21 protein-coding genes are annotated in these 19,549 nt (G+C 63.6%); 9 read left to right on the top strand and 12 right to left on the bottom strand.

The genetic code is table 11. From position 1 onward, the window contains the following. Positions 1 to 155: 155 nt before the first annotated feature. Both HZR81_RS03545 and HZR81_RS03540 read left to right on the top strand, forming a co-directional pair. A complete protein-coding gene (locus HZR81_RS03545) occupies positions 156 to 1,124 on the top strand; it encodes a polyprenyl synthetase family protein (RefSeq protein ID WP_500127350.1) in 969 nt (322 codons plus the stop codon). A gap of 155 nt (positions 1,125 to 1,279) precedes the next feature. Next, positions 1,280 to 1,507 carry a PA4570 family protein gene (locus HZR81_RS03540; protein WP_049339019.1) on the top strand — a complete coding sequence of 76 codons (228 nt, stop codon included), beginning with the start codon at positions 1,280 to 1,282 and terminating at the stop codon, positions 1,505 to 1,507. A 105-nt stretch (positions 1,508 to 1,612) separates the two neighbouring features. Here HZR81_RS03540 and bamJ read toward each other — a convergent pair whose 3' ends face one another. The 7 genes from bamJ to HZR81_RS03505 all read right to left on the bottom strand — a co-directional run bounded on the left by bamJ (position 1,613) and on the right by HZR81_RS03505 (position 7,992). Then, positions 1,613 to 2,230: a BamJ family beta-barrel-assembly machinery protein gene (gene bamJ / locus HZR81_RS03535; protein ID WP_110778050.1), complete on the bottom strand. Its 618-nt coding sequence runs from the start codon at positions 2,228 to 2,230 to the stop codon at positions 1,613 to 1,615. A 75-nt stretch (positions 2,231 to 2,305) separates the two neighbouring features. Beyond that, a complete protein-coding gene (locus HZR81_RS03530; protein WP_500127349.1) occupies positions 2,306 to 2,434 on the bottom strand; it encodes a DUF2256 domain-containing protein in 129 nt (42 codons plus the stop codon). After that, positions 2,431 to 4,002, bottom strand: a complete 1,572-nt coding sequence (locus HZR81_RS03525; protein WP_500127348.1) for a cryptochrome/photolyase family protein — start codon at positions 4,000 to 4,002, stop codon at positions 2,431 to 2,433. Before HZR81_RS03525 ends, HZR81_RS03530 begins: the two co-directional genes overlap by 4 nt. An 8-nt stretch (positions 4,003 to 4,010) precedes the next feature. Then, on the bottom strand, positions 4,011 to 4,316 hold the full coding sequence (locus tag HZR81_RS03520) for a DUF6482 family protein (RefSeq protein WP_063544268.1): 306 nt from the start codon (positions 4,314 to 4,316) through the stop codon (positions 4,011 to 4,013). Positions 4,317 to 4,400: 84 nt separating this feature from the next. Further along, the gene (locus HZR81_RS03515; protein ID WP_125868215.1) at positions 4,401 to 4,889 is read right to left on the bottom strand and encodes a TIGR00645 family protein; all 489 of its coding nucleotides are present in this window, start codon (positions 4,887 to 4,889) and stop codon (positions 4,401 to 4,403) included. A 164-nt stretch (positions 4,890 to 5,053) separates the two neighbouring features. Then, a complete protein-coding gene (locus HZR81_RS03510) occupies positions 5,054 to 5,380 on the bottom strand; it encodes a PA4575 family protein (protein WP_063544264.1) in 327 nt (108 codons plus the stop codon). A gap of 173 nt (positions 5,381 to 5,553) precedes the next feature. After that, the gene (locus HZR81_RS03505) at positions 5,554 to 7,992 is read right to left on the bottom strand and encodes a Lon protease family protein (RefSeq protein ID WP_208217549.1); all 2,439 of its coding nucleotides are present in this window, start codon (positions 7,990 to 7,992) and stop codon (positions 5,554 to 5,556) included. A gap of 265 nt (positions 7,993 to 8,257) precedes the next feature. On the opposite strand from HZR81_RS03505, the gene HZR81_RS03500 reads away from it, so the two are divergent. Continuing rightward, positions 8,258 to 9,286, top strand: a complete 1,029-nt coding sequence (locus HZR81_RS03500) for a cytochrome-c peroxidase (RefSeq protein ID WP_500127347.1) — start codon at positions 8,258 to 8,260, stop codon at positions 9,284 to 9,286. 57 nt (positions 9,287 to 9,343) lie between these two features. Here HZR81_RS03500 and mscL read toward each other — a convergent pair whose 3' ends face one another. Then, positions 9,344 to 9,754: a large-conductance mechanosensitive channel protein MscL gene (gene mscL / locus HZR81_RS03495; RefSeq protein ID WP_482739472.1), complete on the bottom strand. Its 411-nt coding sequence runs from the start codon at positions 9,752 to 9,754 to the stop codon at positions 9,344 to 9,346. A gap of 220 nt (positions 9,755 to 9,974) precedes the next feature. Here mscL and HZR81_RS03490 point away from each other — a divergent pair, with 220 nt between their 5' ends. After that, entirely contained in the window at positions 9,975 to 10,244 is a 270-nt protein-coding gene (locus HZR81_RS03490; protein ID WP_133456215.1) for an HP1242/YdcH family protein, read from the top strand. Between the two features lie 58 nt (positions 10,245 to 10,302). Here HZR81_RS03490 and HZR81_RS03485 read toward each other — a convergent pair whose 3' ends face one another. Further along, the gene (locus HZR81_RS03485) at positions 10,303 to 10,737 is read right to left on the bottom strand and encodes a CopD family protein (RefSeq protein WP_482739471.1); all 435 of its coding nucleotides are present in this window, start codon (positions 10,735 to 10,737) and stop codon (positions 10,303 to 10,305) included. 116 nt (positions 10,738 to 10,853) lie between these two features. Between HZR81_RS03485 and radA the strand changes: the two genes are divergently transcribed. Next, positions 10,854 to 12,215 carry a DNA repair protein RadA gene (gene radA, locus HZR81_RS03480; protein ID WP_200600224.1) on the top strand — a complete coding sequence of 454 codons (1,362 nt, stop codon included), beginning with the start codon at positions 10,854 to 10,856 and terminating at the stop codon, positions 12,213 to 12,215. A gap of 4 nt (positions 12,216 to 12,219) precedes the next feature. On the opposite strand, the gene HZR81_RS03475 is transcribed toward radA, so the two are convergent. From HZR81_RS03475 to glyA, 3 genes are all read right to left on the bottom strand, one after another. Further along, positions 12,220 to 12,588 (bottom strand): PilZ domain-containing protein, encoded by a 369-nt coding sequence (locus HZR81_RS03475; RefSeq protein WP_102840510.1) that lies wholly within the window; start codon positions 12,586 to 12,588, stop codon positions 12,220 to 12,222. Positions 12,589 to 12,644: 56 nt separating this feature from the next. Beyond that, positions 12,645 to 13,106: a methyltransferase family protein gene (locus HZR81_RS03470; protein WP_125883151.1), complete on the bottom strand. Its 462-nt coding sequence runs from the start codon at positions 13,104 to 13,106 to the stop codon at positions 12,645 to 12,647. 141 nt (positions 13,107 to 13,247) lie between these two features. After that, on the bottom strand, positions 13,248 to 14,501 hold the full coding sequence (glyA, locus tag HZR81_RS03465; RefSeq protein WP_500127346.1) for a serine hydroxymethyltransferase: 1,254 nt from the start codon (positions 14,499 to 14,501) through the stop codon (positions 13,248 to 13,250). 266 nt (positions 14,502 to 14,767) lie between these two features. On the opposite strand from glyA, the gene ettA reads away from it, so the two are divergent. The 4 genes from ettA to siaC all read left to right on the top strand — a co-directional run bounded on the left by ettA (position 14,768) and on the right by siaC (position 19,545). Next, positions 14,768 to 16,435 (top strand): energy-dependent translational throttle protein EttA, encoded by a 1,668-nt coding sequence (gene ettA, locus HZR81_RS03460; protein ID WP_500127345.1) that lies wholly within the window; start codon positions 14,768 to 14,770, stop codon positions 16,433 to 16,435. 165 nt (positions 16,436 to 16,600) lie between these two features. After that, positions 16,601 to 18,592: a biofilm regulation protein phosphatase SiaA gene (gene siaA, locus HZR81_RS03455; protein ID WP_500127344.1), complete on the top strand. Its 1,992-nt coding sequence runs from the start codon at positions 16,601 to 16,603 to the stop codon at positions 18,590 to 18,592. A gap of 15 nt (positions 18,593 to 18,607) precedes the next feature. Next, on the top strand, positions 18,608 to 19,150 hold the full coding sequence (gene siaB, locus HZR81_RS03450) for a biofilm regulation protein kinase SiaB (protein WP_102840506.1): 543 nt from the start codon (positions 18,608 to 18,610) through the stop codon (positions 19,148 to 19,150). A 17-nt stretch (positions 19,151 to 19,167) separates the two neighbouring features. Beyond that, positions 19,168 to 19,545 carry a biofilm regulation phosphoprotein SiaC gene (gene siaC / locus HZR81_RS03445; protein WP_102840505.1) on the top strand — a complete coding sequence of 126 codons (378 nt, stop codon included), beginning with the start codon at positions 19,168 to 19,170 and terminating at the stop codon, positions 19,543 to 19,545. The last annotated feature ends 4 nt before the right edge of the window (positions 19,546 to 19,549 follow it).

The following is a 19,549-nucleotide window of genomic DNA, read 5'->3' as shown; positions in this document are numbered from 1 at the left end:
CCGTGCAATTGCGTAAGGCAGGGAAATGCCCAGGGGGAAGTTCAGGGTCCGCGATTGTACGCATGCACCACACCCCGCGCAATAGCCAAAGGGCGTTGCCTTGACAGTGCCAGACCCGCCCCCTAGCATGCCGCGCAATCTGCGAGGAGTCCCCGATGCAACCCCAGCCTTTCTATCAAGTTGTGGCGGACGATTTTGCCGCTGTCGACGGCATCATCCGCAAGCAGCTGACTTCGCGCGTTCCTCTGGTGGAAAAGATCGGGGATTACATCACTTCGGCCGGCGGCAAACGCCTGCGCCCGCTGCTGGTGCTGCTGAGCGGCAGCGCGCTGGGCCATCAGGGCGAGCAATTGCGCCTGCTCGCCGCCATCATCGAATTCCTCCACACCTCCACGCTGCTGCATGACGATGTCGTCGACATGTCTGGCATGCGCCGCGGCCGCTCCACTGCCAACGCACTATGGGGCAATGCTCCCAGCGTGCTTGTCGGCGACTTTCTATACGCACGCTCGTTCGAGATGATGGTCGAGCTGGATTCGATGCCGGTCATGCGCATCATTTCTCAGGCGACCCGGGTCATCGCCGAAGGCGAAGTGCTGCAGCTGTCGAAAGTTCGCGACGCCAGCACCACCGAAGAGATCTATATGGAGGTCATCCGCGGCAAGACCGCGATGCTCTTCGAGGCCTCGACGCACAGCGCCGCCACCCTGGCCGCCGCCAGCGAGGAACAGCGCGAGGCGTTGCGCACCTTCGGTGACCACCTCGGCATTGCCTTCCAACTGGTCGACGACCTGCTCGACTATCAGGGCGATACCGAAACCCTCGGCAAGAACGTCGGCGACGACCTCGCCGAAGGCAAACCCACGCTGCCGCTGATCTACACCATGCGCGAAGGCACTGCCGAACAGGCCGCCCTGGTGCGCAAGGCCATCCAGAAAGGCGGGCTGGAAGACCTGGAGAGCATCCGCGCTGCGGTCGAAGCCTCGGGAGCCCTGGACTACACCGCCAGGCTCGCCCGCGACTATGCCGAACGTGCCATCGCCTGCCTCAAAGTCGTTCCGGCTAACCAGTATCGCGATGCGCTGGCCGATCTCTGCCGTTTCGCAGTAGCCCGCACTCACTGATCTGCTACATCGCTGCGTCGCCTGCCGGCGCAGCTGTCCACCTATAGCCGCATAACTATCTGGCTCGCCGCAACTCGATCGGTAGGTGAAAATTCGCGCTTGCATCTTTGCAAATAACAATTATTCTCATTAAGAGATTGAATTGGAGATGCCGCATGACTTATCTGATCGACGCCTGGCTGGACCGGCCGCAGCCCTACCTTCGCATACTCGACCGCAATACCGGCGCGGTGTGCGTTTCACTGGATGGAGAGGCTCTGGAGGAGCTGCGCGAGCAGGGCGATCTCGACCTGCAGGAACTCAGTACGAACGAACCTTGCGTGCTCAAGGAGCAGATCCGCAATCTGTTTCTGTTCAGCTATGCCCGGGCATTGCGCCCCTGAGCTGATCGAGACCTGAACGCGCGCACCGAGGCAGGAAACACGCGCGTCCCGTGGTCGGCGCCGCCGCGTATAGCGCGCGACAGCAACCGAAAGACCGCGACTGCGTCAGAGCACGTCCAGCAGTTCGACGTCGAACACCAGCGTGCTGTGCGGCGGAATGCTACCGACGCCCTGGGCACCGTAGGCCAGTTCGCTCGGCACGTAGAGACGCCACTTGCTACCGGCATTCATCAGCTGCAGCGCCTCGGTCCAGCCTGCGATCACGCCACCAACCGGGAACTCGGCCGGCTGGCCGCGCTGGTAGGAACTGTCGAACACGCTGCCGTCGATCAAGGTGCCGTGGTAGTGGGTGCGTACGCTGTCTTCGCGGCTCGGCTTGGCGCCCTCGCCCGTGGTCAGCACTTCATACTGCAGGCCGGATTCCAGCACCACCACGCCGTCGCGCTTGGCGTTCTCGGCGAGAAACGCACGGCCTTCGGCAGCGGCGGCCTCGGCCTTCTGCTGAGCTTCGACCTGCATGCGCTGGCGGATCACCGCGAAGCTGGCATTCAGCGCCTCGGGGCTGACCTGGCTGGCAGCACCGGCGAACGCGTCGCGAATACCGGCGATCACCGCGTCGAGGCTGACACCCGGCGGCGGGTTGTCACGCAGCTGATCACCCAGCTGACGGCCGATGCCGTAGCTGACGCGGGTTTCGTCGGTGGAGAGATTGAGTTCGGTCATGCCGGGCTCCGGTCAGGTGAAAAAGGTCGGCCAGCCTAGCACAGCCAGATAGCCGGAGTCGTCGCAGCCTGGCCCTCACATGCGTCGGCAGCGCTGCGAGCAGTAACGCACTTCGTCCCAGCAGCGCGCCCACTTCCTGCGCCAGCTGAACGGCAGACCACAGCGGGCGCAGATCTTCGATGGCAGGTCGACCTTCCTTCTCACAAGGAATCCCCAGCATCCAGCCGTGCCAGCAGCGCCTCGCCACGCTGCCAGAGCGCCTGCTGCCTAGCCTCGTCCATGCGGGTCAGGTTGCGATAGACCATGGTCATTCGTGGATTGCCCTGCAGCCGCTCACGGTGGCGCATCAGAAAGTGCCAGTACAGCGCGTTGAACGGGCAGGCGTCCTCCGTCGTGCTCTCGGCCACCCTGTATGAGCAGCCCTGGCAGTAATCGGACATCCGCTTGATGTACTGGCCGCTCGCACAGTAGGGCTTGGACCCCAGGTAACCGCCGTCTGCGTGCAACACCATACCCAGCACGTTTGGCAGCTCCACCCACTCGAAGGCGTCCATGTAGACGGCCAGGTACCAGTCGCACAGCGCAGGCGGTGCGATACCCGCGAGCAGGGCGAAGTTGCCCGTCACCATCAGCCGCTGGATATGATGCGCGTAGGCCAGTTCGAGCGTCTGGCCGATCACCTGGCGCATGCAGTTCATCCGCGTCCGACCGGTCCAGTAGAACTCCGGCAGTGGTCGGTCGTTGCCGAATGCATTGCGCCGCGCATAGTCGGGCATCTGCAGCCAGTAGATGCCGCGCACATACTCGCGCCAGCCGATCAGCTGGCGAATGAGACCCTCGGCCGCGTTCAACGCAACGCGCCCCTCACGGTATGCCACCTCGACATCGAGGCACAGTCGCCGCAGGTCGAGCAGTCCGACGTTGAGCGCAGCGCCGATGCGCGCATGAAACAGGAAGGGTTCGCCGCTGGCCATGGCATCCTGGTAATCACCGAACGCAACCAGGCCGAAATCCAGAAAGTGCTTCCAGAGCTGCTCGGCTTCGGCGTGGGTCACTGGGTAATCGAAGCCATCCAGGCCGCCGTAGTGATGGGCGAAGCGTGAGCTCACCAGTGTCAGCACTTCACGGGTAATGGCATCGGCCGTAAAGGACAGCCTGATCGGGCCATGTAACCCGCGCGGCAGCGCCTTGCGATTGTCGGCGTCGAGATTCCAGACACCACCCTCCGGCGAGCCATCCGGGGTCAGCAACAGGCCGGTCTTGCGCCGCATCTCCCGATAGAAGAACTCCATGCGCAACTGCTGCTTGCCCCGCGCCCAGCGTGCGAACTCGCTGCGCGAGCAGAGAAAGCGCCGATCTTCATGCCAGTTGATTGGCAATCCCGTGCCCTTCAGCGCCTGCTCGACGCGCCAGTCGCCGGTCTCAGTGATGTGTATCGTTTCGGGCCGGTGCAATGCGGCAAAGCGGGCCAGCTCACCCGCCAGAGAGCCGCTGTTGGCCGGGTCATCGAGCCGCACGTAATCCACTGCCACGCCACGTTCGCGAAGCGCTTCGGCGAAATGGCGCATGGCACTGAACAGGAAGGCGATCTTCTGTGGGTGGTGCGGGACATGACCAGCCTCTTCAGCTACCTCGGCCAACAACACCCGATCACGCGATGGGTCCAGGCCGCTCAGCGCGGACAGCTCGACGCTCAACTGATCGCCTAGCACCAGCCGCAACGCGGCGACACTCTGGCTGCCGGACGCTGCGCCACTCCAGCGTGGTGACAATACTCGGCTCACCACTGCGAGCGCATACCGATAGGTACGCGCAAAGGCTCGCGCAGCCCCTCGGACAGGCCGCACATCTCATCGTAGGGCGACTGTTGCACCAGATGGAAAGGCAGCTCGGGCAGTTCCCGCAGCAGATCACGGGCATGCTCGACCGAACGCAGATGCCAGACGCGACCGAGCTCATCGACCAGGCTGTGACGCTGGCCTTGCAGATAGATATCGAGGATGTAGATGCCGCCCTCGAGGGAGATCAGCTCGAGGGCGTCGATGCGACCGGCATCGGCGTGCCGGACAAGGTCTTGGAGGTTCATGGCGGGCTCCCCGGAAAATCCGATACAGAATATTTAACAAAAATAAATTTCTGTACAGCTTTTCCGTTCAGCCCTTCGACACACTCAGTGCTTGGTGAGCTTGTCGAGGTAGCCCATGGCGAACGCCGAGACCACGAACGTCAGATGGATGATCACGTACCACATCAGCTTTTCGCTCTCCAGCTGCTGCGCATCCATGAACATACGCAGCAGGTGGATTGAGGAGATGGCGACGATGGAGGCCGCGACCTTCATTTTCAGCGAGCCGGAATCCATCTTGCCGAGCCAGTCGAGCTTTTCCTTGCCCTCTTCGATGTCGAGCTGCGAAACGAAATTCTCGTAGCCGGAAATCATCACCATCACCAGCAGACCACCGACTAACGCCATGTCGATCAGCGACAGGAGCTTGAGGATGAGTTCGGCCTCGCTAAGCGAGAGAATCGCCGGGAGGATATGAAATATTTCCTGGAAGAACTTGATCGCCAGCGCCAGCAGAGCGAACGCCAGGCCGAAATAGATGGGAGCCAGCAGCCAGCGAGCGGCATACATGGCATTTTCGAGAATACGCTCCATGAGGTCTCACACGGGAAATGACGAAGGACGCGAGTATACGCAGCAGGGACCAGTGCACCAAGGCAGTCAGGGAGCGCTATCCGGCATGTGGATAAGCACAAGGGCATCACGCGGCCAATTCGCCTGGAACGATTGGCCGCGACGTGCTCGGCCGTCGAGCGCAACTATTCCCAACCGCTCAGAAAGCGCCCTTGGTTGGCGTTGACGCGGCGCAGCTCGGCTTGCATGTGCAGCTGCCAGATGGATGGATCGGTCGACTCGGCGTAACCCTGCCCCATCAGGTTGTCGGCGATCGCAGCGAGCACCGACTCGGCCTTGGCAGGCCCGTGGAATGGGCCCTGCACCTTGATGGCGGTGGGCTGACCATCGGCCAGTCCGGCGGCGCAGAGCAACGTCCACAAACCGTTACCGCCGGCAAGCGGGCGTATGGCGCATTCGATTCGGGTAACCAGGCCCAGGCACTGGCGGTTCAGACACAAGTTGTGCGGCATGGTGGCGGTCCTCGCATCGGCCGACGCGGGAGACACCCTGTCCGGGTGGGCGCGCAAGCCTGTTTATCCCCTGAAGCTGTGGATAACCATGTGGATGAAGGGTGGATGCCCTCCTCCACTGCAGACCCGCCGCTGGCGCTATCGTTCCGTTCAAAAACCGCACAATGGCGCAGTCAATCTCCACCCTCAGGCGTGGACGGTGCCTGATCGGCGGTCGCCGACTCGCTCTTGCCTTCGTCTTCCATTTCGATCTCGGCAATATCACGCAGACGCTCGACCACCCTGGCGTTGACGCTGCCCTTGGGGAAGCGCCCCTGTTCGTTGGCGGCACCGACGTCTTCGCCGACCAGAAGCGATAAAGCCTCATCCACCTGTCTTACAGCATAGACGTGGAATCGCTGCTGGCGTACCGCTTCGAGCACACGCTCGTCGAGCATCAGCGTGGTGACGTTGGCAAAGGGGATGATCACCCCCTGCTCGCCGGTCAGCCCACGTGCTTCGCAAAGGCGGAAAAAGCCCTCGATCTTCTCGTTGACCCCGCCGACCGCCTGCACTTCGCCGAACTGGTTGATCGAGCCGGTAATGGCGAAACACTGCTTGAGCGGTGTACGCGACAGCGCCGAGATCAGCGCACAGCATTCGCCCAGCGAGGCACTGTCACCGTCGACGTAGCCGTAGGACTGCTCAAGCGCGATGCTTGCCGAGATTTCCAGCGGAAACTCCTGGGCATAGCGGCTGCCGAGGTAGCCAGTGAGAATCATCACCCCTTTGGAGTGGATCGGCTGGCCGAGATTGACCTCGCGCTCGATGTCGACGATCCCCGAACCGCCCGGGTAGACGGTGGCGGAGATGCGCGCCGGCATGCCAAAGGCCGAATCGCCGACCTCCAGCACCGTCAGCCCGTTGCACTTGCCGATTGCTGCGCCCTCGCTGTCGATCAGGATCACCCCGGCAAGGATATCCTCGAGTATTCGCGCCGAAACCCGACCGGTGCGCGTGGCCTTGGCCTTCAGCGCACGCTCGATGTGACCGACGTCGGTGACCTCGTCCTTGGCCAGCTGGCGAATGAAATCGGCCTCGCTGACCAGCTGGAACAGGTCGCCGATACGTGCCGACAAGCGCCCCTGATGTTCGGCCAGGCGTGCGCTGTAGGTAGCCAGACGCGCGACGGCCGCGGCGGTTAGCGGCGCCATGCCCTCTTCCGAAGTGCGGGTCTTCATCAGCTGCGCAAACTGCTCGAGGCTGTCCTCCGCCAGCGGGATGTCCTCGTCGAAGTCCACCAGCACGCGGAACATCTCTTGGAAGTCCGGATCCAGGTCCTGCAGCGTGTAATAGAGCTGGCGCGAGCCGATGATGATCACCTTGACGTTCAGCGGGATCACCTGCGGCGTCAGCGTCACGGTGGCCAGGCGGCCCAGCTCGGCGAGCGGCGACTCCATCTTCAGTTTGCGTGACTGCAGGGCCCGCTTGAGCGCTTCCCATACAAAGGGCTCGCTGAGCAGTTTCTCGGCCTCGAGCATCAGAAAACCGCCATTGGCGCGGTGCAGGGCGCCCGGGCGCAGCTGGCGGTAGCTGGTGTAGAGCGCGCCCTGATCGGTGTTGTACTCGATTCGACCGAACAGATTGTCGTAGGTCGGGTGCGGCTCGAATACCACCGGTGCGCCACCATCGACCGGATGGCCGACCACCAGGCTCGGGCTGTACTGCTCTTCCAGCAGCACCCGGTTCTGCGCTTCCGGACGGTTCTCGTCGACCAGTTGCTCGACCACCGTCTTCAACAGGTTGACCTGCACCGCCTGCAGGTACGCTTCGATACCTGCGTTCTCCGCATATTTCTCGGACAGCGGCGCGAGCAGCGGCTGCAGCGCCTGGCTGATGGTTTCATCGTTGAGCTGGCGCAGCTGGTTGGTCGACTCGCGCTTCCACTGCGGCAGGCTCGCCAGCTCTTCGTTCAGCCGCACTTCCAGCGCGGAGATGTCCTCGTGATAACGCTCGCGCTCGCTCTCCGGCAGCTGCGCGAACTCTGTTTCGTCCAGCGCCTTGCCTTCCTTCATGGGTGTGAAGGCGATGTTGGTGCTGTCGCGATAGAGAGCGATCTCCTTTTCCAGGGCGAGCTTCTCGATCACATCCAGGGCCTTGTCGTAGCGCTGATTGAAGGCGCGGTCGATAGCGCTCTTCTTCTGCTGGAAGCTGGGATGCTCGAACACCGCCGGGAAGGTGGCCAGCAGGTTGTCGATCAGCTGGTTGATATCGGCGATAAACGCAGCGGCACCGCCATGGGGCAGCTCGAGCACGCGAGGCTCGCGCGGCTCGTCGAAGTTGTTCACATAGACCCAGTCCGACGGCGTCTCCAGTCGCTTCCCTTCGGCCTTAAGATAACGTCGCACGAAGGAGAAACGCCCGGTGCCGGGCTCGCCCATGACATAGACGTTATAGCCCGGGCGCGGCATCGCCACGCCAAACTGCAGCGCCTCGACCGCGCGCTCCTGGCCGAGTACCCCGAGAAAGGGCTCAAGCTCGGCGGTGGTCTTGAAGTTGAATTGGCTAGGCTCGAAGGGACGGGTCAGCGCATCGGGTGCCAGGCGCAGGCCGGCAGCGACAGTTTCAGGCATCGGGAATCCTTGACGGGGTGGCGCGCAGCCACGATTGATGCGCGTCATTCTCGCGCCGAGCCAGCCGCGCCGCAAGGTTGAAGCCGGTGTCTCCTGGCCGACGACCGCCGGATGCGGCTGACCGGCGCTCGCTGCTTCTTTGCTGCCGACATATGAGGAAACAATCGTGCGCGCCTGTTCTGTTCGCAGCTCTTGATGTGGGTCAACCGGCCACTTGACGAAAAGGCGCCTCCTAGAGCCAGCCAACACAAAAGGAGCCTCCGTGATGCGCCCCTCTCTTACCCTATTGCTTAGCAGCCTAATCGTTACCGGCGCAGCGAACGCAGATGAACTGCGCGAGCGAGCCAATGCGATGTTCAAGCCGATCCCGGACAAGGTCACTGAGCTCCGTGGTCGCCAGGTCAGTGAAGACCAGGCCATGCTTGGACACAAACTCTGGTTCGACCCTCGCCTGTCGAGCAGCCATGTCATCAGCTGCAACACCTGCCACAACCTGAGCATCGGCGGCAGCGACAACGTGCCGACCTCCATCGGTCACGGCTGGCAGAAGGGCCCGCGCAATTCGCCAACCGTGCTGAACGCCGTGTTCAACGCCGCGCAGTTCTGGGATGGGCGCGCCAAGGACCTGCAGGAACAGGCCAAGGGCCCGGTTCAGGCGAGCGTCGAAATGAACAGCACCCCCGAGCGCGTCGTCGCCACGCTCAAGAGCATTCCGGAGTACGCCGCCGAGTTCAAGAAGGCCTTCCCCAAGGACAAGGAACCGGTCAGCTTCGACAACATGGCCTATGCACTGGAAGCCTTCGAGGTCAGCCTGACCACGCCGAACTCACCGTTCGACCGCTTCCTCAAGGGCGACGACAAGGCGCTGGACGACAAGCAGAAGCAAGGCCTGGCTTTGTTCATGGACACCGGCTGCTCGGCCTGCCACAACGGGGTGAACCTGGGTGGCCAGGGCTATTTCCCCTTCGGCGTGATCAAGAAGCCAGGGGCTGACGTGTTGCCGACTGGCGACAAGGGCCGCTTCGCGGTGACCAATACCGCCAGCGACGAGTACGTATTCCGCGCTGCGCCGCTGCGTAACGTCGCGCTGACACCGCCGTACTTCCACAGCGGCGAGGTCTGGGAACTCGAGCAGGCAGTGGCCATCATGGGTGACAGCCAGCTCGGCCAGCAGCTCAACCCGGACGAAGTCAGCGCCATCACCGCCTTCCTGCACAGCGTGACCGGGGACCAGCCGCAGGTGGTCTATCCCGTGCTGCCGCCCAGCACCGCAGACACTCCCAAGCCGGAGTGAATGCATTCAAGAACCCGGCGCAGCGCGCCGGGTTTCCGTCCGTACAGCCGCACGCCCTCACCGACCATTCTGCTCCTTGAGCAGGTCCCGGATCTCGGTCAGCAACAGCTCCTCCTTCGAGGGCGCCGGTGGTGCCGACGGCGTCTCGGCTTCCTTGCGCTTGAGCTGGTTGATCGCCTTGATCGCCATGAAGATGGCAAATGCAATGATCACGAAATCCACCACCGTCTGGATGAACGCGCCGTAACGCAGCAGCACGGCCGGGGTATCCCCAACAGCATCCTTGAGCACGATGGCGAGATCGGTGAAATCGACTCCACCGATCAGCAGCCCCAGCGGCGGCATGACCACGCCATCGACGAACGACGACACGATCTTGCCGAACGCGGCGCCGATGATGATCCCCACCGCCATGTCGACGACGTTGCCGCGCACGGCGAACGCCTTGAACTCGCTGATCAGACTCATATTCGCATCATCCTTCTGGTAGTCGCAGGCTTGCATGAAATGGCGCAGCATCCTGGCGCGGAGCGCCGTCGTAGAGCATAGGCGGCGCAATCGGCAAAAGCCACGCCGATGTGCCTTTCATCGACCGGTTGTCGCGGATGAGGTTCGCTTGATCGCCGTCAACCGGTTCTGCCGGACGGGCGAATAAGGTAGAGCCCTTCCTGACACCCGGAGCGATTCCATGCACGTCGAACACCACCCCCTGATCAAGGACTTCCCTGAAAAGCGCGAGCAACTGCAGAAGCTGCGTCAGGAAGACCCGGTCTTCGCCCGCAAGGCCGAAGAATACGAGGCGCTGGACAAGCGCATCTGCCGCGTCGAAGACGGCGTCGAAACCCTCGACGACGCCGCGCTCAGTGCGCTCAAGCAAGAGCGTGTGAACATGAAGGACGACATCGCCCGCGACCTCAAGCGCGCCTCCGGCAGCTGCTGCGGTGGATGCTGCGGCTGATAGGCCCGACGAAAACGAGAAGCCCGCCATTCGGCGGGCTTCTTCGTTGCACACCCCGCTAGAACAGCCCGCCGAAACGGAAACCCGAACCGACCCAGACGAACGCCACGGCAGTCAGCGTGATCAGCACGATATGCAGGCCCAGCTGCGGCAGGCGCTGCCCGTCCAGCTTCGGAATCAAGGCCAGCCGTGCATGGGCGCCGAGCAGCGCGGTCAAGCCGAGTAGCACCAGCTTGGCCTGCACCAGCCGTGCGAGCGGCGCGCCATCGAACCACTGGGCATGGGGCAGCCAGAGGCTCGCCAGCCAGAAGCCGGTGACGATCTGAATCAGCAATGCCGGGATGCCGATGCGTTCGTAAAGCTGCTCGAACTGGCGTACCGGCTGCGGATCGCGCTGGCGCATGGCCCTGGGCAGCACGCCCAGCAGCAGCACCAGGTGCCCGCCGACCCAGACGCTCGCGCCCAGCAGATGCAGAAACAACAGATGACGCATGGCACGCACTCCTGCTCGATTTGTTTACAGTCTGGCGGTTCCCGCGCCGCTTGTGGCTGATGGCAATCAAGTCAGCCGTTATCATGCGACACCCATTCCCCGACCCGGAGTTTCCCATGGCCAAGGCCAAGCGCATGTATGGCTGCACCGAATGCGGCTCGACCTTCCCCAAGTGGGCCGGCCAGTGCGGCGACTGTGGCGCCTGGAACACCCTGGTCGAAACCGTCATCGACGGCGCCGCACCGCCGTCCGGCCGCGCCGGTTGGGCCGGGGATCAGGCCAACATCAAGACCTTGGCTGAAGTCAGCGTCGAGGAAGTGCCGCGCTTCTCCACCGCCTCCGGCGAGCTGGACCGCGTGCTGGGCGGCGGCCTGGTGGATGGTTCGGTGGTGCTTATCGGCGGCGACCCGGGCATCGGCAAGTCCACGATCCTCCTGCAGACGCTCTGCGCCATCGCTCAGCGCTTCCCGGCGCTGTATGTCACCGGCGAGGAATCGCAGCAACAGGTCGCCATGCGCGCGCGCCGTCTGGACCTGCCGCAGGACAGGCTCAAGGTGATGACCGAAACCTGCATCGAGTCGATCATCGCCACCGCGCGGCTGGAAAAGCCCAAGGTGATGGTCATCGACTCGATCCAGACCATCTTCACCGAGCAGCTGCAATCGGCTCCGGGTGGCGTGGCCCAGGTGCGAGAGAGCGCGGCGCTGCTGGTGCGTTTCGCCAAGCAGAGTGGCACGGCGATCTTTCTGGTCGGCCACGTCACCAAGGAAGGCGCGCTGGCCGGCCCGCGCGTGCTCGAGCACATGGTCGACACCGTGCTGTATTTCGAGGGTGAGTCGGACGGCCGCCTGCGCCTGCTGCGCGCGGTGAAGAACCGCTTCGGCGCGGTCAACGAGCTGGGCGTGTTCGGCATGACCGACAAGGGCCTGAAGGAAGTCACCAACCCCTCGGCGATCTTCCTCACCCGCGCTCAGGAAGCGGTGCCCGGCAGCGTGGTGATGGCGACCTGGGAAGGTACCCGGCCGATGCTGGTGGAAGTGCAGGCGCTGGTCGACACCAGCCACCTGGCCAACCCGCGCCGCGTCACCCTCGGCCTGGACCAGAACCGCCTGGCCATGCTGCTCGCCGTACTGCACCGCCACGGCAGCATCCCGACCTACGACCAGGACGTGTTCATCAACGTGGTGGGCGGCGTGAAGGTACTGGAGACGGCGGCGGACCTGGCGCTGATGGCGGCAGTGATTTCCAGCCTGCGCAACCGCCCGCTGGATACCGATCTGCTGGTGTTCGGCGAGGTGGGCCTGTCCGGCGAGATCCGCCCGGTGCCGAGCGGCCAGGAACGCCTGAAGGAAGCCGCCAAGCACGGCTTCAAGCGCGCCATCGTGCCCAAGGGCAATGCGCCGAAAGAGGCCCCGCCCGGCCTGCAGATCATTGCCGTGACACGTCTGGAGCAGGCCCTCGACGCGCTGTTCGAGTGAGCTGCTAGGCGCCGCCCAGCGCCGCCAGCTCACGCTCCAGCAGCGCTTCGTCGCCAAGGTTGAGTTCGACCAGACGTCTCAAATGAGCGATCGAGTCGAGGTCGATGTGCTGGCAGACGAAGCCGATCAACTCGCCTTCCTCGTGAGCCATGCTTACCTCCATGCGCACCTCGGCGTCGTAGGCGAGGCGCACCCGTGCTGCAAAGGGTTGCTCGGCGTCAGCGCTCCAGTCGGCCGGACGACGAACCAGCAGCCCCTTCAGCGACAGGTCATGCAGCTCTACCGACCAGCAACGCTCACCCTGCACCAGTTCGGTGGCTGCGTCGAACTCGATGCGCTGAAAGCGCCGGCGCTCACTGGACGAATCACTCATGGCATTACTCCGCGAAGTCTGGGTTCACTATAGGACAGTACCAGCCGAAGCCGCCGTCACAACCAGCGGCGGACGCGCGCGCAGTAGGCCCGATAGTCCTCGCCGAACAGCTGGATGAGCAGCCGCTCCTCATGCACGATGACGCCACGCTGCATGGTCACGATCACTGCAGGGAACAGCAGCCACGGCCACAGCGACGCCCATAGCAGCGCGATGCCGAGGTAAATGAGGCTGTCGGCCAGGTAGATCGGATTGCGCGAAAAGCGGAACGGCCCCTCCTCCAACAATTTCGCCGGCTTGCCGTAGGGATTGACCGTGGTCTTGCGCCAGAGCATCAACAACCCGGCCCAGAGCATCAACAGCACGCCGGCATCGATCAATCCCCAACCGATGTAGCGCGTCCAGAGCGTCTGCGGCAGCGCGATGGGCAGCATCGCGTCGAGCAACCAGGCGGCAGCCAGGAACAACAGGTAGATAAGCGGTGGCGGGAGGATCACGCCAGTGGCGTTTTTGAACATGCCAGAACTCCGATGAGCGGTAAGCGGAGTCTAGCGCGGCACAAGCCCGCAGCGACGACCGGGATCAAGCCATCAGCAATTGCTGGCGCCAGAAAGCAGAAAGCCCGCTTGCGCGGGCTTTCCGTTTGCGTCTGGACGCGCTTAGTTGCCGTACACCGGGAACTTGGCGCAGACCGCCTCGACCTTGCCACGGACCGCGTCGATCACCGACTCGTCGCCCATGTTGTCGAGGATGTCGCAGATCCAGCCGGCCAACTCGCGGCACTCGCTTTCGCCGAAACCACGAGTGGTGACCGCCGGCGTACCGATGCGCAGGCCGGAGGTGACGAACGGGGAACGCGGATCGTTCGGCACGCTGTTCTTGTTCACGGTGATGTGGGCGCGTCCCAGAGCGGCGTCCGCATCCTTGCCGGTGATGTCCTGCTTGATCAGGCTGAGCAGGAACAGGTGGTTCTGGGTGCCGCCGGAAACCACGTCGAAGCCGCGCTGGATGAACACTTCCGCCATGGCCTGGGCGTTCTTCACCACCTGCTGCTGGTAAGCCTTGAACTCGGGCTGCAGGGCTTCCTTGAAGCACACCGCCTTGGCCGCGATCACGTGCTCCAGCGGGCCGCCCTGGGCGCCCGGGAAGACTGCGGAGTTGAGCTTCTTCTCGATCTCCTCGTTCTCCTTGGCCAGGATCAGGCCGCCGCGAGGGCCGCGCAGGGTCTTGTGGGTGGTGGTGGTAACGACGTCGGCGAAGGGCACCGGGTTCGGGTAGACGCCGGCGGCGACCAGACCGGCCACGTGAGCCATGTCGACGAAGAGATAGGCACCGACCTTGTCGGCGATCTCGCGGAAGCGGGCGAAGTCCAGCTTCTGGGAATAGGCCGAGAAGCCGGCGACGATCATCTTCGGCTTGTGCTCGACGGCCAGGCGCTCGACTTCGTCGTAGTCGATCAGGCCTTGATCATTGATGCCGTACTGCACGGCGTTGTACAGCTTGCCGGAGGAGGAAACGGACGCACCGTGGGTCAGGTGACCACCGTGGGCCAGGCTCATGCCGAGGATGGTGTCGCCCGCACTGAGCAGGGCCAGGTAGACCGCGGCGTTGGCCTGGGAGCCGGCGTGCGGCTGGACGTTGGCGTAGTCGGCGCCGAACAGCTCCTTGGCGCGATCGATGGCCAGCTGCTCGACCACGTCGACGTACTCGCAACCGCCGTAGTAGCGCTTGCCCGGGTAGCCTTCGGCGTACTTGTTGGTCAGCACCGAACCCTGGGCTTCCATCACCGCCGGGCTGGTGTAGTTCTCCGAGGCGATCAGCTCGATGTGGTCTTCCTGACGCTTGGCTTCCTGCTGCATGGCAGCGAAAAGCTCGGCGTCGTATTTGGCGAGGGTCAAATCACGGCTGAACATGGCAGTCCTCTGAGGTCAGCTGGCGGTTAAAAAGTGAGGCGCGGATTCTACCCCATCCACGCCGTTGCGGGTATGAGCGCTGGTCATGGTCAGCATGAACGCGAGCGCCCCTACCGACCCGTGCAGGCCCCACCGACAGCACCGCCGCGGTTTGCCCTGACCGGCCCATTCGGGTAGCTTTGCGCCCTTTACATGCCACCCTTTTCTTCCCGGCCCTGGCGGCTTCGGGGCGGCATCCATCACCACTGTCACGGGCATCTGTTTCCATGGCTCAATACGTCTACACCATGCACCGGCTGAGCAAGGTCGTTCCGCCGAAGCGTGAGATCCTCAAGAACATTTCCCTGTCGTTCTTCCCTGGCGCCAAGATCGGCGTGCTCGGCCTGAACGGCGCCGGTAAGTCCACCCTGCTGCGCATCATGGCCGGCGTCGACACCGAGTTCGACGGCGAAGCCCGCGCCATGCCGGGGATCAATGTCGGCTACCTGCCACAGGAGCCACAGCTCGATCCGAGCAAGACCGTTCGCGACGTGGTGGAAGAAGCCGTCAGCCAGATCAAGGACGCCCAGGCGCGCCTGGATCAGGTGTACGCCGCCTACGCCGAGCCGGACGCCGATTTCGACGCCCTGGCTGCCGAGCAGGCCAAGCTGGAGGCCATCCTGCAAGCGTCCGACGGTCACAACCTGGAGCGCCAGCTGGAAGTCGCCGCCGACGCCCTGCGCCTGCCGCCGTGGGACGCCAAGGTCGAGCACCTGTCCGGCGGCGAGAAGCGTCGCGTGGCGCTGTGTCGTCTGCTGCTGTCGGCTCCCGACATGCTGCTGCTGGACGAACCGACCAACCACCTGGACGCCGACTCGGTCGCCTGGCTGGAGCGGTTCCTCCATGACTTCCCGGGCACCGTAGTGGCCATCACCCACGACCGCTACTTCCTCGACAACGTCGCCGGCTGGATTCTCGAGCTCGACCGCGGCGCCGGCATCCCGTACGAGGGCAACTACTCCGGCTGGCTGGAAGCCAAGTCCGAGCGTCTGGCCCAGGAGTCCAAGCAGCAGTCGGCCCACGAAAAAGCCATGAAGGAAGAGCTGGAGTGGGTGCGCAAGGGCGCCAAGGCCCGCCAGGCCAAGTCCAAGGCCCGCCTGCAACGCTTCGAGGAGATGCAGTCGCAGGAATTCCAGAAGCGCGCCGAGACCAACGAAATCTACATCCCGGCCGGCCCGCGCCTGGGCGACAAGGTCATCGAGTTCAAGAACGTGACCAAGGGCTACGGCGACCGCGTGCTGATCGAAGACTTGAGCTTCAGCATGCCCAAGGGCGCCATCGTCGGCGTGATCGGTGGTAACGGCGCCGGTAAGTCGACCCTGCTCCGGATGATCATGGGCAAGGAAACCCCGGATTCGGGCAGCATCGAGGTCGGCGATACCGTGCAGCTGGCCTGCGTGGATCAGAGCCGCGACGACCTGGACGGCAGCAAGACCGTGTGGGAAGCGGTGTCCGACGGACTCGACATGATCAAGATCGGCAACTACGAGGTGCCGTCGCGCGGCTACGTCGGCCGCTTCAACTTCAAGGGCGGCGACCAGCAGAAGTTCGTCAAGGATCTGTCCGGTGGTGAGCGCGGCCGCCTGCACCTGGCGCTGACCCTCAAGCAGGGTGCCAACGTGCTGCTGCTCGACGAACCGTCCAACGACCTCGACGTGGAAACCCTGCGCTCGCTGGAAGAGGCACTGCTGGACTTCCCCGGCGCCGCCATCGTGATCTCCCACGACCGCTGGTTCCTCGATCGGGTTGCCACTCATATCCTCTCCTACGAGGACGATGGCAGTGTGGTGTTCTTCGAGGGCAACTACACCGAATACGAGGCCGATCGCAAGAAGCGCCTCGGCGATGCCGCGTCCCAGCCCCACCGCGTCAAGTACAAGAAACTGGCGCAGTAAGTCGGTATGCACACAGGAACGGAGCCAATCGGCTCCGTTCCTGCGTCAGAAACACGACAATCGACTAGTAGCAAAACGCCTTATGCCGGATAATTGCCGCCCACTCTGACCCACGGCCGGCAATCGTCTACCGCGCCACGACTTCGTGACAGGAAGGAATTTCGCATGGCAGCCCTGGGATTGCGCGGCAAATCACTGCTGGCCTTGTTGCTTACCTGCCTGCTGGCCTTCGTGTTCGCAGGCTTCATCGGCCGCGAGGCGCTGCTCGGCGTGCAGAACCGCTTCGGCGAAGCCTATGCACGCAACGTGGTGCAACTCAACCGCGAACGCCTGTTCGCGCCGGTGTCTCGCGAGCTCGCACTCGCCCAGCGCCTCGCCGCGTCCCAGTTGACCCTCGCCTGGCTCATCGATGAGCGCAATCCGACCAAGCGCGAGACCTTTTTCAAGGAAGCTGCCGGTTACCAGCAAGCGCTGGGCGATCACGCCTACTTTGCCGCGTCGGCACGCAGCAACAGCTACTATTCCAACGGACCCGACCAGGCGCCCAGCGAGACGCCGCGCTATGAAATGAGCCCGGAAAATCCCCGCGACGAGTGGTTCTTCCAGACGCTCCAGGCCAATGCACCCTACGCACTCAACGTCGATCGTTCGGTGGTCACCGGCGAACTCAAGGTCTGGTTCAACGTGCAGGTACGAGATGGCGATCGGCGCCTCGGGCTGGTCGGCTCGGGCATCGGTCTGCAGGCTTTCCTCGACGACTTCATCGAGTCCAACAAGGTCGGTGTCGAGTCGATGGTGCTCGACGCCTTCGGCTCCATCCTGGTCCACCCCAACCAGAACCTCGTCACGCTGAATGCCGAGACGGCACGGGGGCGCTCGCTGTCCACCAATATCCTCGGCCTGCTCGACGACCTCAGCGCAGCGTCGGCGGTACGCCAGGCCATGGCCGAAAGCCGCGACAGTCCCGGCAGCGTGGCGACCGTTCGGGTCACGCTGGATGGCGCCCCGCGGTTGCTGGCGCTGAGCTGGATTCCTGAACTGCAGTGGTTCGTCGCCAGCGCCGTCGACCTGGGCACCGCGCAGGTGGTCGAGATCCGCCCGCTGCTGCCGGCCATCGGCCTGTTCCTGGTGTTGTTCCTGCTGCTGATCGGCGGCGGCGCCTGGCTGGTGGAAAAGCGTGTACTCAAGCCACTGCGCCAGCTACGCCGCAGCGCCCAGGCGCTGGCGGCCGGGCAGTACGACGCGCCGCTGCCGCTGCATCGCCAGGACGAGATCGGCGAACTCAGTGCAGCCTTCGGCACCATGGCGCAGAAGGTGCGCAGCCACACCAGCGAGCTGGAGAACCGCGTACGCGAGCGCACCCGCGACCTGGAACAGGCCAACCGGGACATGGCCGCGGCACACAAGAAGATCGACGACTCCATCGATTACGCCAGCCTCATCCAGCGCTCGATCCTGCCGAACCGGCAGCTGGTCAGCGCCATGGGCGATCGCCATGCGGTGCTGTGGCGGCCGCGCGATGTCGTTGGTGGTGACTTCTATGTCTATCGCGCCGACGACCACGGCTGTCTGTTTGGCGTGGTCGACTGCGCCGGCCATGGCGTACCCGGCGCCCTGATGACCATGCTGGCCCATGCCGCGATCGATCAGGCACTCGGCAGCACCGGCCTGGCCGATCCGGCCGCGGCGCTGGCGCGTACCGACGCCATCGTGCGCAGCATGCTCAAGGAAGAGGATGATGCCCACGCGCTGGCCACCAACATGGACATCGGCCTGGCCTATGTCGATCTCAAGCGGCGCAAGGTGCATTATTCCGGCGCGAAGATCGCTCTGTACTACTGTGACGGCGAGGACGTTCACGAGGTCAAGGCGGCACGCCGGGCGATCGGCGACAAGCGCGTCGGCGAGTACCACAACACCAGTATCGACCTGCGGTCAGGCCGGACCTTCTACATGACCACCGACGGATTCCTCGACCAGGCCGGCGGCGACCAGGGCTACGGCTTCGGCAATAGCCGCTTCGCCAGCATGATCCGTGAGCATGCAAGGCGTCCGCTGGCTGAACAGGGCGAAGCCTTCAGCCTCGCACTGGCGCGCTACCAGGGCGATTTTCCGCAGCGCGACGACATCACGATGTTATGTTTCCGTTTCGATTGAGACAGGGAGTTGGCCATGGCCCCCATTGACATGTTCGCGATGCGCGAATGCTACAACCAGCAACAGATCATGTTGTGCTTCAACGGCCCTATCTCGCGCAGCCTGATCGAAGAGATAGGCAACGCGCTGCGCAATTACATGGCCGAAGAACAGGCCCACCCGTCATCGGCCATGGATGTGTTCGCCGTATACATCGAGATGACCCAGAACATCCGTCATTACACCCGCGAGAAGAACTGGTCCGATCAGCAGGCCGGGGCCACCGTAGTGGTCGCCCGCGATGAGCAGGGCCGCTACGTCGTCTCGGCCGGCAACCTGATCGAAACCGCCGATGGCCAGGTACTGCTCGATGCCATCGCGGAACTGGCGAAGAAGGACAAAGCCGAACTGAAGGCTTTGTACAAGGAACAACTGCGCAAGCCGCGCGACGAGCACGTGGCGTCTGGCGCAGGGCTTGGCCTGATCGACATCGCCCGCAAGTCCAGCGAACCGCTCAAGGCCTCGTTGCAGCCAGTCTCCGACGAACTGTCTTTCATCAGCCTGAGCGCCGTCATCTGAATCCCAAGAGCATCCCCATGAACGACTTTTCCATCCCCGGCAGCCAGTCCACCCCTGAAATCCAGTCCGACTGGGAAAAAGGCATCGTCTCGATGCAGGGCGATTCCTACCCTGAGAATTCCTACGAGCTGTTCCATCAGGTCTACGAGTGGATCGAACGCTTTCTCGCCCAGGCCAGCCACCCACTCAGCCTCGAGCTGCGCCTGCTGTACCTCAACACCAGCAGCATCAAGGCGATGATGGACATCTTCGACCTGCTCGAAGCGGCCTTCCAGGACGGTCGCCAGGTGGCGGTCAACTGGTACTACGACATCCGCAACGAGCGTGTGGTCGAGCTGGCCGAAGAGTTCAAGGAAGACTGCACCTTCCCCTTTGCCATCCAGAGCCACGACTGACGGA

Origin of the sequence: Pseudomonas sp. LM13 (assembly GCF_041381355.1) — a bacterium.
Lineage (GTDB): Bacteria > Pseudomonadota > Gammaproteobacteria > Pseudomonadales > Pseudomonadaceae > Stutzerimonas > Stutzerimonas frequens.
This window is presented reverse-complemented; position numbering and strand designations above follow the sequence as displayed.